Annotated in this window: 12 protein-coding genes; 7 read left to right on the top strand and 5 right to left on the bottom strand. The window is 62.7% G+C overall.

The window, feature by feature from the left end; all coding sequences use genetic code 11:
* Positions 1 to 2 precede the first annotated feature (2 nt).
* Genes EGJ22_RS10985 through EGJ22_RS10995 form a run of 3 tightly spaced genes read left to right on the top strand, consistent with a single transcriptional unit; the run spans position 3 to position 3,013 of the window.
* Positions 3 to 887 (top strand): MBL fold metallo-hydrolase, encoded by an 885-nt coding sequence (locus tag EGJ22_RS10985; protein WP_009684681.1) that lies wholly within the window; start codon positions 3 to 5, stop codon positions 885 to 887.
* Positions 888 to 926: 39 nt separating this feature from the next.
* Positions 927 to 2,198, top strand: a complete 1,272-nt coding sequence (locus tag EGJ22_RS10990; protein ID WP_029886433.1) for an FAD/NAD(P)-binding oxidoreductase — start codon at positions 927 to 929, stop codon at positions 2,196 to 2,198.
* Positions 2,195 to 3,013: a sulfite exporter TauE/SafE family protein gene (locus EGJ22_RS10995; protein ID WP_009684683.1), complete on the top strand. Its 819-nt coding sequence runs from the start codon at positions 2,195 to 2,197 to the stop codon at positions 3,011 to 3,013. Before EGJ22_RS10990 ends, EGJ22_RS10995 begins: the two co-directional genes overlap by 4 nt.
* Here EGJ22_RS10995 and EGJ22_RS11000 read toward each other — a convergent pair.
* Positions 3,002 to 3,889 (bottom strand): LysR family transcriptional regulator, encoded by an 888-nt coding sequence (locus EGJ22_RS11000; RefSeq protein ID WP_029886432.1) that lies wholly within the window; start codon positions 3,887 to 3,889, stop codon positions 3,002 to 3,004. The two genes, EGJ22_RS10995 and EGJ22_RS11000, sit on opposite strands and share 12 nt — an antisense overlap.
* A gap of 176 nt (positions 3,890 to 4,065) precedes the next feature.
* Here EGJ22_RS11000 and EGJ22_RS11005 point away from each other — a divergent pair, with 176 nt between their 5' ends.
* Both EGJ22_RS11005 and EGJ22_RS11010 read left to right on the top strand, forming a co-directional pair.
* Entirely contained in the window at positions 4,066 to 5,712 is a 1,647-nt protein-coding gene (locus EGJ22_RS11005; protein WP_029886431.1) for a GMC family oxidoreductase, read from the top strand.
* Between the two features lie 97 nt (positions 5,713 to 5,809).
* Entirely contained in the window at positions 5,810 to 7,429 is a 1,620-nt protein-coding gene (locus tag EGJ22_RS11010; RefSeq protein ID WP_009684686.1) for an MFS transporter, read from the top strand.
* A 320-nt stretch (positions 7,430 to 7,749) separates the two neighbouring features.
* On the opposite strand, the gene EGJ22_RS11015 is transcribed toward EGJ22_RS11010, so the two are convergent.
* Genes EGJ22_RS11015 through glyQ form a run of 4 tightly spaced genes read right to left on the bottom strand, consistent with a single transcriptional unit; the run spans position 7,750 to position 12,108 of the window.
* Complete coding sequence (locus EGJ22_RS11015) at positions 7,750 to 8,535, bottom strand: 1-acyl-sn-glycerol-3-phosphate acyltransferase (RefSeq protein ID WP_029886430.1); 786 nt, start codon at positions 8,533 to 8,535, stop codon at positions 7,750 to 7,752.
* A gap of 46 nt (positions 8,536 to 8,581) precedes the next feature.
* A complete protein-coding gene (gmhB, locus tag EGJ22_RS11020) occupies positions 8,582 to 9,109 on the bottom strand; it encodes a D-glycero-beta-D-manno-heptose 1,7-bisphosphate 7-phosphatase (protein ID WP_009684688.1) in 528 nt (175 codons plus the stop codon).
* Between the two features lie 3 nt (positions 9,110 to 9,112).
* Entirely contained in the window at positions 9,113 to 11,164 is a 2,052-nt protein-coding gene (gene glyS, locus EGJ22_RS11025) for a glycine--tRNA ligase subunit beta (RefSeq protein WP_029886429.1), read from the bottom strand.
* Positions 11,161 to 12,108 carry a glycine--tRNA ligase subunit alpha gene (glyQ, locus tag EGJ22_RS11030; protein WP_003253126.1) on the bottom strand — a complete coding sequence of 316 codons (948 nt, stop codon included), beginning with the start codon at positions 12,106 to 12,108 and terminating at the stop codon, positions 11,161 to 11,163. Before glyQ ends, glyS begins: the two co-directional genes overlap by 4 nt.
* A gap of 83 nt (positions 12,109 to 12,191) precedes the next feature.
* Between glyQ and EGJ22_RS11035 the strand changes: the two genes are divergently transcribed.
* Together EGJ22_RS11035 and EGJ22_RS11040 are read left to right on the top strand one after the other, a co-directional pair.
* Complete coding sequence (locus EGJ22_RS11035; protein ID WP_029886428.1) at positions 12,192 to 12,743, top strand: DNA-3-methyladenine glycosylase I; 552 nt, start codon at positions 12,192 to 12,194, stop codon at positions 12,741 to 12,743.
* Between the two features lie 41 nt (positions 12,744 to 12,784).
* The gene (locus EGJ22_RS11040) at positions 12,785 to 13,672 is read left to right on the top strand and encodes a lysophospholipid acyltransferase (protein WP_009684691.1); all 888 of its coding nucleotides are present in this window, start codon (positions 12,785 to 12,787) and stop codon (positions 13,670 to 13,672) included.
* Positions 13,673 to 13,864 lie beyond the last annotated feature (192 nt).

A 13,864-nucleotide genomic window follows, 5' to 3' on the forward strand; every position in this document is an offset into this window, starting at 1 on the left:
TGATGATCATCGGCAACAACCTTCACGTGGACGCCTTTTACGATGAGGCGACCTCGACCATCAGCTACCTGGTCATGGACTGTGAAACCCGGCAGTGCGCGTTGATCGACAGCGTGCTGGATTACGACCCCAAGGCCGGGCGCACCTGTACTGCCTCAGCAGATCGGCTGGTCGAGCGCGTGGCTGAATTGCACGCCAGCGTGCGCTGGATACTTGAAACACATGTGCATGCTGACCACCTATCGGCAGCGGCCTACCTGAAGGAGAAGCTTGGCGGCCATACCGCCATTGGTGCGCACATCACCCAGGTGCAGAAGGTTTTTGGCAGCCTGTTCAACGCCGAGCCTGGCTTTGCCCGTGATGGCAGCCAATTCGATGTGCTGTTCGAAGACGAAGAAGGTTTCTGCATCGGCAACCTGCATGCGCGTGCATTGCACACCCCTGGGCACACGCCTGCATGCATGAGCTTCATGATCGAGGATGCGGGTGAGACCGCGGTGTTCGTCGGCGACACCTTGTTCATGCCTGACTACGGTACTGCCCGTTGCGATTTCCCCGGCGCCGACGCCCGTACGCTGTACCGCTCGATCCGGCGCTTGCTGGCGTTCCCTGACCAGACCCGCCTGTTCATGTGCCACGACTACCTGCCAGGTGGTCGCGAAATGCAGTACGTCACCACCGTTGCCGAGCAGCGCGCCAGCAATATCCACATCCACCAGGGTATCGACGAGGACAGCTTCGTCGCCATGCGCGAGGCCCGCGACAAAACCCTCGACATGCCGGTGCTGATCCTGCCGTCGGTGCAGGTGAACATGCGCAGTGGCCACTTCCCGGAGCCGGAAGCCAACGGCGTCAGGTATTTGAAGATCCCGCTGAACACGCTGTAAGCGCCCTGCCCTATAACCAGATTTCCAGGATTTATTGCCATGCCTGCCTTGTCGTCCACTCCCCATCCCGACCACCACACAGTGGTCATCGTCGGTGCCGGTGCCGCCGGGATCGCCACTGCATCCAGCCTGATCAGCCGCGACGCGTCCCTGGATGTGGCCTTGATCGACCCAGCCGAGGTGCACTACTACCAACCTGGCTGGACCATGGTCGGCGCTGGTGTTTTCAACGCGGCGAGCACTGCCCGCACCATGGCTTCGACGATTCCGAGCGGGGTGCGCTGGGTAAAGGCGCGCGTCCAGGGTTTCGACCCGGTGCGCCAGTTGGTCATGCTCGAAGATGGCCGGGCCATCGGCTATGAACAACTGGTGGTTTGCCCTGGCCTGAAGCTCGATTGGGGGGCCATTGATGGGCTCAGCGAGACCTTGGGCCGTAACGGGGTCACCTCCAATTACCGCTACGACCTGGCGCCCTATACCTGGGAGCTGGTGCAAAAGCTCAAGCACGGCCGTGCCCTGTTCAGCCAGCCGCCCATGCCGATCAAGTGCGCCGGCGCGCCACAGAAGGCGCTGTACCTGTCGTGCGACCATTGGCTACGCCACGGTCACCTGGGCGCGATCAAAGCCAGCTTCTTCAATGCCGGCGCAGTCTTGTTCGGTGTGGCCGACTACGTGCCTGCCTTGATGCAGTACATCGAAAAATATGCCGTGGACCTCAATTTCAGCCATCGGCTGGTCGCCGTGGACGGCCCCAACCAACGCGCCACCTTCGTACGTAGCCTGCCCGATGGCAGCAGCGAAACCCGCGTCGAGGCCTTCGACATGCTGCATGTGGTTCCGCCGCAAGTCGCGCCGGACTTCATCCGTGAAAGCCCATTGGCCGACAGTGCCGGCTGGGTCGATGTAGACCCGCACACCCTGCGCCATCGCCAGTACAGCACTGTTCACGCCTTGGGCGATGTGGCCAACACCAGCAACGCCAAGACCGCTGCAGCGGCCCGCAAGCAGGCTCCGGTAGTGGCCAATAATGTGCTGGTAGCGCTGGGGCGGTTGCAGACACTAGCCCAGTACGACGGTTACGGCTCATGCCCGCTCACGGTCGAGCGCGGCAAGATCGTGCTGGCCGAGTTCACCTATGGCGGCAAGCTGGCGCCCAGCTTCCCCAATTGGTTGCTGGACGGTCGCAAGCCGACCCGCCTGGCTTGGCTGCTCAAGGCCCAGGCCCTGCCGCCGCTGTACTGGCAAGGCATGCTCAAGGGGCGGGAGTGGCTGGCACGGCCACAACCGTTGGTAGCAGAGGGCGGGCAGTGATCGAAACTCAACTGCTTGGCGCAGCCCTGGGGGCCATCATCGGCGCCGTGCTGGCGTTGACGGGCGCCGGCGGAGGCATTCTTGCCGTGCCCCTGTTGGTGTTCGGCCTTGGCCTGTCGATGGTCGAGGCGGCACCGGTCGGCTTGTTGGCGGTTGGCCTGGCGGCAGCCGTGGGCGCGGTACTGGGTTTGCGTCGCGGCCTGGTGCGCTATCGGGCGGCACTGTTCATCGCCTTGATCGGGGTGGCGGCAGCGCCACTGGGGTTGATGCTGGCGCACCGTTTGCCCAATACGCCGTTGCAACTGGTGTTCGCCGGTGTGCTCACCTACGCCTGCCTGCGTATCTGGCGCAAGGCGGCCAGGGAGCTGCGTGGCGAAGCCAACGATGCGCATCGCTTCATCGAGCCATGTGTGCTGAACCCGCTGCAGGGCCGCTTGCGCTGGACCCTGCCCTGCGCTCGCGCCCTGGCATTCACCGGTGCGCTGTCCGGCTTGCTGTCTGGCCTGCTCGGTGTGGGGGGCGGGTTCGTGATCATTCCGGCGCTCAACCGCTATACCAACCTGCGCATGGCCACGATCGTCTCCACGTCGCTGGCGGTGATTGCCTTGGTGTCTGCCGGCAGTGTGATCAGTGCCAGCCTTGCAGGTGTCCTGCATTGGCAAGTGGGTGGCCCGTTCGCTGTCGGCGCCGTGCTTGGCTTGCTGCTGGCGCGCCCCCTGGCGGCCAGGTTGGCCGGCCCACGGCTGCAGCAGATGTTTGCCGTGGCAGGTTGCGCCGCTGCCCTACTGCTGGCCAGCAAGGCATTACTGAGCTAACAGCTCGCCCTGTTGCTCTGCGCACAGCGCCAGCAGGTAATCCCATACGACCCGCAGGCGCACCGACTTGTGCAGCTCGCGGCGGGTACAGATCCAGTAACTGCGCTGGATGGTTTCGCCAGGCAGTACGCGGACCAGGGTCGGGTCGTGCCGGGCCATGTAGTTGGGCAGCACTGCAATGCCCAGCCCAGCACGTGCGGCCACCTGCTGGGCAATCACGCTGGTGCTGCGGAAGACTACATTGGGCGCCCGGCAGAAGCTGTTGAGAAACAGCAGCTCCTGGCTGAACAGCAGGTCGTCGACGTAGCCGATCCAGCTGTGGCGGGCCAGATCTTCGCGGTTGCGCAGGGGTGGTGCGCGGTCGAGGTAGCCCTGGCTGGCATACAGGGCCAGGCGGTAGTCGGTGAGTTTGCGCGTGATCAGCAGGTCGGCGTTGGGCCGCTCCAGGTGGATACTGATCTCGGCTTCGCGGTTGAGGATGCTGACGAACCTCGGCACTGCCACCAGCTCCACTTCCAGCCCGGGGTAGCGCTCGAACAGCGCGTTCATGCGCGGGGTGAAGAACATGATGCCAATGCCTTCGGTGACCCCCAGGCGGATCTTGCCCAGCGGGGTGATGGCCTGGGTGATTTCTTCCTGGGCCAGCAGGGCGACGTTCTCCATGGCTTCGGCGTGCTTGAGCAGGGCCTGGCCCGAAGGGGTCAGCTCATAGCCTTGGGCGTGTTGTACGAACAAGGCCGTGCCCAGGCTTTCCTCGATGCGCTCGATGTGCCGGGCCACGGTGCTATGGGTGGTATTGAGGCGCTTGGCGGCGGTAAGCAGGCGGCCGCTGCGCTGCAACTCGAGGAAAAACCGCAGATCGTTCCAGTCGAACATGCTGATCCTTGTGGCTGTTCGTGGGCCCCTTTCGCGGGTGAACCCGCGAAGAGGCCTGTACAGAGTTGCCGCTGTGCTAAAACGCACAACCGCTGCGCGAAATCGCGTGTTTCACCCACGAAATTACGCACTAAGATGGATCGGGACAAGAATAATAATCAGGCCCGAGGTTGCACATGCCGTCAGCCGATTCTGTCTTCGATTACGTGGTGGTAGGCGCCGGCCCCGCCGGGTGCCTGCTGGCCAACCGCTTGTCCGCCGACCCTGCTTGCCGCGTGCTGCTGCTGGAAGCGGGCGGGCGGGACAACTATCCCTGGATTCACATTCCCGTGGGTTACCTCTACTGCATTGGCAACCCACGCACCGACTGGTGCTTCAAGACCCAAGCCCAGCCCGGCCTGGGTGGGCGCGCATTGGGCTACCCGCGCGGCAAGGTGCTGGGCGGCTGCTCTTCCATCAATGGCATGATCTATATGCGTGGCCAGGCTGCCGACTACGACCACTGGGCCGAACAGGGCAACCCCGGTTGGGCCTGGAAGGACGTGCTGCCGCTGTTCAAGGCCAGTGAAAACCACTTTGCTGGCGCCAGCGAGCACCACGGCGGCGGTGGCGAGTGGCGGGTAGAACGCCAGCGCTACAGCTGGCCGATACTGGATGCCTTCCGCGACGCCGCCGAGCAAAGCGGCATCGCCAAGGTGGATGACTTCAACACCGGCGATAACCAGGGGTGTGGTTATTTCCAGGTCAACCAACGCAGTGGCGTGCGCTGGAATGCCTCCAAGGCGTTTCTGCGGCCGGTTCAGCACCGCGCCAACCTCACCGTGCTTACCGGTGTGCAGGTTGACCAGGTGCTGCTCAACAATACCCGCGCACGTGCGGTGAAAGCATTCTGGCAAGGCGCCTGGCACGAGTTTGCGGCTCGCCGCGAGATCGTGCTGTGTGCTGGGGCGGTCGGTTCCCCGGGCATCCTGCAACGCTCCGGCATCGGCCCCCGGCAATTGCTGGAAAGCTTGGGTATTGGCGTGCGCCACCACATGCCTGGCGTGGGTGGCAACCTGCAGGACCACCTGCAATTGCGGCTGATCTACCAGATCCGCAATACCCGCACCTTGAACCAGATGGCCAACAGCCTGTGGGGCAAGATGGGCATGGGCCTGCGCTACCTCTACGACCGCAGCGGCCCGCTGGCCATGGCCCCGAGCCAGTTGGGCGCGTTCGTGCGGTCCAGCCCCGACCAGGCCACCGCCAACCTGCAGTACCACGTGCAGCCGCTGTCGCTGGAGCGCTTCGGCGAGCCGTTGCACCGCTTCCCGGCCTTTACCGCCTCGGTCTGCAACCTGCGCCCGGCCAGCCGTGGGCGTATCGATATCCGCAGCACCGACATGCACAGCACGCCGCTGATCGACCCCAACTACCTGAGCGACCCCCAGGACCTGCAGGTGGCCGCCGATGCCATCCGCCTTACCCGGCGCATCGTTCAGGCCCCTGCCCTGGCCGTATTCGAGCCCGAGGAATATCTGCCTGGCGCGGCCCTGCAAAGCGAACAGGACCTGATCGAGGCTGCCGGCAAGATCGGCACTACCATTTTCCACCCGGTGGGTACCTGCCGCATGGGCAATGGTGCGATGGACGTTGTGGATAACCAGCTGCGCGTGCATGGCATCCCCGGCCTGCGCGTGGCCGATGCCTCGATCATGCCGCAGATCACCTCAGGCAATACCTGTTCCCCCACCCTGATGATCGCCGAAAAGGCGGCACAACTGATTCTCAAAGGAGCTGCTACCCAGACCTACCTGAACGAAGACGCGTTACCGACGCCCTGACCCGGGTGCGTGCAGTAGCGGCAGCTTGCGGTCGAAGGCTGCCGACAGTGGAACAACAAGAATAATCACTGTGGCCTGCGGGCCGAGGACAGCAACGATGTCGGATTACATTCAAGAGCAGGCTGCGGCGGCCGGCAGTTCCAACCGTCGTGAGGAACGCAAGATCATTTTCGCGTCATCCCTCGGGACGGTGTTCGAGTGGTATGACTTTTTTCTCTATGGCGCGTTGGCAGCGGTCATCAGCAAGCAGTTCTTTGCGGGTGTGAACGACACCACCGCTTTCATCTTCGCCCTCATGGCCTTCGCTGCCGGCTTCCTTGTGCGGCCGTTCGGTGCATTGGTGTTCGGCCGCCTGGGAGACATGATCGGGCGTAAATACACCTTCCTGGTCACCATCGTACTGATGGGGCTGTCCACTTTCGCCGTGGGCTTGCTGCCCACGTATGCCAGCATCGGCATCGCCGCACCGATCATTCTGGTGATACTGCGCATGCTGCAGGGCCTGGCGCTGGGCGGTGAGTACGGTGGTGCGGCCACTTATGTGGCCGAACATGCCCCCCCGGGCAAGCGCGGTTTCCACACCGGCTTCATTCAGTCCACCGCCACCCTGGGCCTGTTATTGTCGTTGCTGGTGGTACTGGGCAGCCGCTATGTCAGTGGCGATCAGTTCGAAACCTGGGGCTGGCGCCTGCCGTTCCTGCTGTCGATCGTGCTGCTGGGCATTTCCACCTGGATCCGCATGAGCATGCATGAGTCGCCAGCCTTTGTGAAAATGAAGGCCCAGGGCAAGGTCAGCAAGTCGCCGATCCGGGAGTCGTTCACCTCGTGGCCGAACCTCAAAGTCGTACTGACTGCACTGTTCAGTATCAATGCCGGGCAAGCGGTGACCTTCTACACCGCGCAGTTCTACGTGCTGTTCTTCATGACCCAGATGCTGAAGGTAGACCCGGCCCAGGCCAATACCCTGCTGATCATCAGCGTGGTGATCGGTGCGCCGTTCTTCGTGTTTTTTGGCTGGCTGTCGGACCGTATCGGGCGCAAACCGATCCTGATGCTGGGCTTGCTGCTGGCCACGGTGCTGTACTTCCCGCTGTTCAAGGCCTTGAGCCACTATGCCAACCCACAAATTGACGCCGCCAGCCGCCAGGCGCCGATCGTGGTCACTGCTGATCCGCAAGGCTGCACGTTCCAGTTCGACCCGGTCGGCAAGGCCCGTTTCGACAGTCCGTGCGACAAGGTCAAGACCTTCCTGGTCAAACAGGGCCTGCCTTACAGCTCGGTCAGCGTAGCCGGCAGCGAGGTAGTGGTGAATGTGGGCGACAAGACCATCAACGGCTTCGACGAAGCCGCGATGCGTGCGGCGGTGGAGCAGGCAGGCTACCCGGCCAAGGCTGACCCCGCGCAGGTCAACCAGGTGATGGTCGTGGTGCTGATCGTGGCGATGATCCTGATCGCGACCATGACCTACGGTCCGTTGGCCGCAGTGATGGTCGAGCTGTTCCCGACCCGCATTCGCTACACCTCGATGTCGCTGCCCTACCACATTGGCAACGGCTGGTTCGGCGGCTTCCTGCCCACCGTGTCGTTTGCACTGGTGGTGTACACCGGAGACATCTTCTACGGGCTTTGGTACCCGATCCTGGTGACCGGCATCAGCTTGGTGGTGGGGATTTTCTGCCTGAAAGAAACCAAGGATGTGGATATCGACAAGATCTGAAAGCGGGCGCGGATCCTTGTAGGAGCGGCCTTGTGTCGCGATGGGCCGCGCAGCGGCCCCAGGATTTTGCCTTGATGCACACATTGCCGGGGCCGCTTTGCGGCCCATCGCGACACAAGGCCGCTCCTACACAAAGCGATGCGTACTGGAAATGGAGCCCAAAAAAAACCGGCTGTAAAAGCCGGTTTTCTTATGCCCCGAAAAAACTTATGCACGCTTTTCAGAAAAATGTCACACCCAAAAATAAACAGCCAATTCAATAACTTAGCGCTTACTTCAAGCATTTCAACGAAAAAGTGCTCACAAGTTATCCACAGATATCACGCCATCTGCTCCTGCGGTTCTTCTGCTGCTGGCGGCAGCGAGCCCATGGCCCGCTGGGTTGCTTCGTTCCACGCCTGAGCGCGGTCGTTGAGCTCGGCAATGGCCCGTGGCCCGGTGCCGTTGGCGTACATCGGCTCGCCAATCACCACCTCGATGGTGCCCGAGCGCTTGCCCCAACCAGTTTTCGGCCAGAACTTGCCGGCGTTGTGGGCAATCGGCAGTACCGGCAGCCCGGCATTGACTGCCAGCGCGGTGCCCCCGCGCGAGAACTTGCCGACCGTGCCGAATGGCACACGGGTGCCCTCCGGGAAGATCAGCACCCAAGTCTTCTGCTTGAGCAGCTCATCGCCCTTGCTCGCGACCTGGCGCAGTGCCTCCTTCGGGTTGTCGCGGTTGATCGCGATCGGCCGCAGCATGGCCATGGCCCAGCCGAAGAACGGCACGTACAGCAGTTCGCGCTTGAGCACCTGGCTAAGCGGCGAGAAGTACTGCGACAGGAAGAATGTTTCCCAGGTGCTTTGGTGGTTCGACAGGATCACGCAAGGCTCGGCCGGCACGTTCTCGGCACCGGTGATCTTGTAGTCGATGCCCAGAATCGTCCGCACGAGGAACAAGGCGCAGCGGCACCAGTACACATTGATGAACTTGTAGCGCTTGGGGAACGACAGAAACGGCGCGACGAAAAAGCTCAGCGAGCACCACAGCAACGAACTGGTGCCCAGCAGCAGGTAAAAAAGAAAGATTCTGATCGCCTGCAGGATCGACATAGTGGCTTGTACCATTGCGGGGCATGCCCGCCTGAGAAAAATGCGCCCGCAGGCGCACTGTTTAAATTAGTTCTCTGGCGATAGCTGCCAGATCGTCGAAAATCAGTGTAGTTTCCGGAACACCTTTTGCCAGGGTCCGCTCACCTTTGCCGGTTTTCACCAACACGGGTTGTGCACCGACGGCCAGGGCGGCCTCCAGGTCACCTTTGCTGTCGCCAACGAACCAGACGCCTTCAAGGCCGACCTGGTAATGCTCGGCGATCGCCCGCAGCATGCCTGGCTTGGGCTTGCGGCAATCGCAGCCTTCATCCGGGCCGTGCGGGCAATACACGATGTGGCCAACCTCGCCGCCCTGCTCGGCCACCAGCGCGCGCAGGCGCGCGTGCATGGCCTCGAGGGTTGCCAGCGGGTAATAGCCACGGGCGATACCGGACTGGTTGGTGGCCACGGCCACCGTCCAGCCCGCCTTGCTCAACTGCGCGATCGCTGCGACCGAGCCTGGGATCGGGACCCACTCTTCCAGCGTCTTGATGTAGGCGTCGGAGTCGTAGTTGATCACCCCGTCACGGTCGAGAATCAGCAGTTTCAAGGCTTACCCCAGCAACGAGATGTCGGCCACACCCAGGAACAGGCCGCGCAGGCGGCTGAGCAGGGCGTAGCGGTTGGCACGTACCTTGGCGTCTTCGGCGTTGACCATGACCGCCTCGAAGAAGGCATCAACCGGGTCGCGCAGGGCTGCCAGGCGGGCCAGCGATTCGCTGTACTGCCGTGCAGCAGCCATCGGTTGCACGGCCTGGTCGGCCTGCTGGATGGCCGAGTACAGCGAGAACTCGTTGGCATTGTCGAAGTACTTCGGCTCGACCTGCTCGGCGATGGCGCCTTCTGCCTTGCTCAGCAGGTTCGACACACGCTTGTTGACCGCGGCCAGGGCCTCGGCTTCGGGCAGCTTGCGGAACGCTTGCACCGCCTGTACACGCTGGTCGAAGTCCAGCGCCGAGCCTGGCTGCAGGGCACGTACCGACAGGTAGGTGGCCACGTCGATGCCTTCGTCTTCGTAGCGCGCACGCAGGCGGTCGAAGATGAACTCCAGCACCTGCTCGGCCAGGCCGGCAGCCTTGACCTTGGCACCGAACTGCTTGACCGCGAATTCCACCGCACCGGTCAGGTTCAGGTCCAGCTGCTTCTCGATCAGGATACGCAGCACACCCAGCGCTGCACGGCGCAGGGCGTACGGGTCTTTGCTGCCGGTTGGCAGCATGCCGATGCCGAAGATGCCCACCAGGGTGTCGAGCTTGTCGGCGATGGCCACGGCGGCACCGGTGAGGGTTTGCGGCAGCTCGGCACCAGCACCGCGTGGCATGTACTGCTCGTTCAGCGCCAGGGCGACGTCTTGCGGCTCACCGTCGTTGAGCGCGTAGTAGTAACCGGCAACACCCTGCATCTCCGGGAATTCGCCGACCATTTCAGTGGCCAGGTCGCATTTCGACAGCAGGCCGGCCCGGCCGGCGCGCTGGGCGTCGCCGCCGATCAGCGGGGCGATGAAGGCAGCCAGTTTGGAAACGCGCTCGGCCTTGTCGTACACAGTGCCCAGCTGAGCCTGGAAGACCACGTTCTTGAGGCGCTCGTTGAAGGTTTCCAGCGGCTGCTTCTTGTCCTGCTTGAAGAAGAATTCGGCGTCGGTCAGGCGTGGGCGCACGACTTTCTCGTTGCCTTGCACGATCTGCTTCGGGTCGCGGCTTTCAACGTTGGCCACGGTGATGAAGCGCGGCAGCAGCTTGCCTTCGCTGTCCAGCAGGCAGAAGTACTTCTGGTTGTCCTGCATGGTGGTGATCAGGGCTTCCTGCGGCACTTCGAGGAAACGCTCCTCGAACGAGCACACCAGCGGCACCGGCCACTCGACCAGCGCGGTCACTTCGTCCAGCAGCGCCGGTGGCACGATGGCCGTACCTTCCTGCTGCATGGCCAGCTCTGCGGTACGCTTGCTGATCAGCTCGCGGCGCTCGGCGAAGTCGGCCAGCACGTAGGCTTTGCGCAGGTCTTCGACGTAGTTGGCCGGTGCAGTGATGAGCACGTTTTCCGGGTGGTGGAAGCGGTGGCCACGGGATTCACGGCCGGCCTTCTGCGACAGGATGGTGCAATCGACCACCTGGTCGCCCAGCAGCATGACCAGCCATTGGGTCGGGCGCACGAACTCTTCACGGCTGGCGGCCCAGCGCATGCGCTTGGGAATGGGCAGATCGTTCAGCGAGTCCTCGACGATGGTCGGCAGCAAGCCGACGGTCGCTTTGCCTGGGATGTGCTGGGAGAAACGCAGCTTGGGGCCGCTCTGGTCGATTTCGGCCAGCTCTACACCGCACTTCTTGGCAAAGCCCAGGGCAGCCTGGGTCGGCTCGCCGTCTTTGAAAGCAGCCTGCAGGGGGGGGCCGTCGATGTTGATGCTGCGGTCAGGCTGCTGCACGTCCAGCTGGCGAATCAGCACGGCCAGGCGACGCGGCGCAGCATAGACCTGCTTGCCGGTGTAGTTCAGGCCAGCGGCCTGCAGGCCCTTTTCGATGCCGGCCAGGAAGGCGTCGCCGAGGCTGGCGAGGGCCTTGGGAGGCAGCTCTTCGGTGCCCAGTTCTACCAGGAAATCTTGAGCACTCATTGTGCAGCCTCCAGCTTAGCCAACACTTCGTCACGCAGTTCGGGGGTGGCCATCGGGAAGCCCAGGCGTGCGCGGGCTTGCAGATAGCTTTGCGCCACGTCCCGGGCCAGGGTACGCACACGCAGGATGTAGCGCTGGCGCTCGGTCACCGAGATGGCGCGGCGGGCGTCCAGCAGGTTGAAGGTATGCGAGGCCTTCAACACCATTTCATAGGTCGGCAGCGGCAGCTCCAGCTTGATCAGGCGGTTGGCTTCGCTTTCGTAGAAGTCGAACAGTTCGAACAGCTTGTCGACGTTGGCGTGTTCGAAGTTGTAGGTCGACTGCTCCACCTCGTTCTGGTGGAACACGTCACCGTAGGTGACCTTGCCGAACGGGCCGTCGGCCCATACCAGGTCATAGACCGAATCGACGCCCTGGATGTACATGGCCAGGCGTTCGAGGCCGTAGGTGATTTCACCGGTGACCGGGTAGCACTCGATGCCACCTACCTGCTGGAAGTAGGTGAACTGGGTGACTTCCATGCCGTTCAGCCAGATTTCCCAGCCCAGGCCCCAGGCGCCGAGGGTCGGCGATTCCCAGTTGTCTTCGACAAAGCGAATGTCGTGCACCAGCGGGTCCAGGCCAATGGCTTTCAGCGAGCCCAGGTACAGCTCCTGGAAGTTGGCCGGGTTCGGCTTGAGCACCACCTGGAACTGGTAGTAGTGCTGCAGGCGGTTGGGGTTTTCGCCATACCGCCCGTCGGCAGGGCGACGGCTAGGCTGCACGTAGGCGGCGTTCCAGGTTTCTGGACCCACGGCGCGCAGGAACGTTGCGGTGTGGAAAGTGCCGGCGCCTACTTCCATATCGTAGGGCTGAAGCACCACACAACCTTGAGCTGCCCAGTAGTTTTGCAGGGCGAGGATCAGGTCTTGGAAGGTACGCACGGCTGGCGTAGGCTGGCTCACGAAATTCACCTGTATCTGGGGATGCGGATGTAAAGAGCGGGAGTATAACCTGATTCGCCTCGCCCTCTACTCATTGGAGCCTTATGCCACGCTGCTTTTGGTGTACCGACGATCCGTTGTACCAGGCCTACCATGACCAGGAATGGGGAACGCCGCAGCGCGATCCGGCGTTGCTGTTCGAGATGCTTTTGCTCGAAGGGTTCCAGGCCGGGCTTTCATGGATCACCGTTTTACGCAAACGCGAGCGTTACCGCGAGGTGATGCACGGGTTCGACCCGGTCAAACTGGCCACCCTCAGCGACGAACGCATCGAAGCGCTGATGCAGGACCCCGGGATCATCCGCAACCGCCTCAAACTCAAGGCTGCCCGGCGCAATGCGCAAGCCTGGCTGGCTGTGGATAACCCCGCCGAATGGCTGTGGTCGTTCGTGGGCGGTGCGCCGAAGATCAATCACTTCGAGGGCCGCGCTGACGTGCCGGCGGTCACCGACGAAGCCAAGGCCATGAGCAAGGCGCTGCAGAAAGCCGGCTTCACCTTTGTCGGCCCGACCATCTGCTATGCCTTCATGCAAGCCACCGGCATGGTCATGGACCACACCATCGATTGCGATCGTTACGCCGCCCTGGTTCGTTGAAGGGTTACAATGCGCACCTTGCTGAAATAAGGAATTCGCCTGTGGAAAAGTTCAAGGGCGCCCTGATGGTCGGGGTGCTGCGCCTGTTTGCCAAGCTGCCCTGGGGCGCTGTACAGCGCGTGGGCGCCGGCATCGGCTGGCTGATGTGGAAGATCCCCAACGGTTCACGCAACGTGGTGCGCATCAACCTGGCCAAGTGTTTCCCCGAGATGGACCCGGTTGCCCGCGAGCAACTGGTTGGCCAAGCCTTGCGGGACATTGGCAAGTCGTTTGTGGAAAGCGCCTGCGCCTGGATCTGGCCGCCACAGCGCTCGCTGGAACTGGTCAAGGAAGTGCACGGCCTGGAAGTGCTGGAGCAAGCCCTGGCGTCTGGCAAGGGTGTTGTGGGCATCACCAGCCACCTGGGTAACTGGGAGGTGCTCAACCACTTCTATTGCAACCAGTGCAAGCCGATCATTTTCTACCGCCCGCCCAAGCTCAAGGCTGTGGATGACCTGCTGCGTGAGCAGCGCGTACAGATGGGCAACCGCGTTGCGCCTTCGACCAAGGAAGGCATTCTCAGCGTGATCAAGGAGGTGCGCCGGGGCGGCCAGGTGGGCATCCCCGCTGACCCGGAGCCAGCCGAATCGGCAGGCGTGTTCGTGCCATTTCTCGGTACCCAGGCACTGACCAGCAAGTTCGTGCCGAACATGCTGGCGGGCGGCAAGGCGGTGGGGGTGTTCCTGCATGCCTTGCGCCTGCCGGATGGCTCGGGTTTCAAGGTGTTTCTCGAAGCTGCGCCGCAAGCAATGTACAGCACCGACGTGAATGAGTCGGCGGCGGCGATGAGCAAGGTGGTCGAGCGTTATGTGCGCGAGTACCCGAGCCAGTACATGTGGAGCATGAAGCGCTTCAAGAAGCGCCCGGCTGGCGAGCCGCGCTGGTATTGAGATCTCTGGGGGCGCTCTGCGCCCCATTCGCTAGCACGCCAGCTCCCACAGGGATCGCATCAGGGCTGACAGGCGCTGCACATCTTGCGGCAAACACCTGTCAGCCCTGCTGCGGTCCCTGTGGGAGATTCTATGGTTCCTGGCAAGGGTAGCCGGAGCATCTTCAGCGCCTGTGAGATCGAGCGCCGCCCG

This window comes from Pseudomonas sp. p99-361 (assembly GCF_003935475.1).
Lineage (GTDB): Bacteria > Pseudomonadota > Gammaproteobacteria > Pseudomonadales > Pseudomonadaceae > Aquipseudomonas > Aquipseudomonas juntendi.

Bases quoted from the DNA above. Each gene is read 5' to 3' on its own strand.
- EGJ22_RS11005 (WP_029886431.1), top strand. From the start codon at position 4,066: ATGCCGTCAGCCGATTCTGTCTTCGATTACGTGGTGGTAGGCGCCGGC.
- EGJ22_RS10990 (WP_029886433.1), top strand. From the start codon at position 927: ATGCCTGCCTTGTCGTCCACTCCCCATCCCGACCACCACACAGTGGTC.
- EGJ22_RS10985 (WP_009684681.1), top strand. From the start codon at position 3: ATGATCATCGGCAACAACCTTCACGTGGACGCCTTTTACGATGAGGCG.
- glyS (WP_029886429.1), bottom strand. From the start codon at position 11,164: ATGAGTGCTCAAGATTTCCTGGTAGAACTGGGCACCGAAGAGCTGCCT.
- EGJ22_RS11000 (WP_029886432.1), bottom strand. From the start codon at position 3,889: ATGTTCGACTGGAACGATCTGCGGTTTTTCCTCGAGTTGCAGCGCAGC.
- EGJ22_RS11015 (WP_029886430.1), bottom strand. From the start codon at position 8,535: ATGGTACAAGCCACTATGTCGATCCTGCAGGCGATCAGAATCTTTCTT.
- EGJ22_RS11010 (WP_009684686.1), top strand. From the start codon at position 5,810: ATGTCGGATTACATTCAAGAGCAGGCTGCGGCGGCCGGCAGTTCCAAC.
- EGJ22_RS11035 (WP_029886428.1), top strand. From the start codon at position 12,192: ATGCCACGCTGCTTTTGGTGTACCGACGATCCGTTGTACCAGGCCTAC.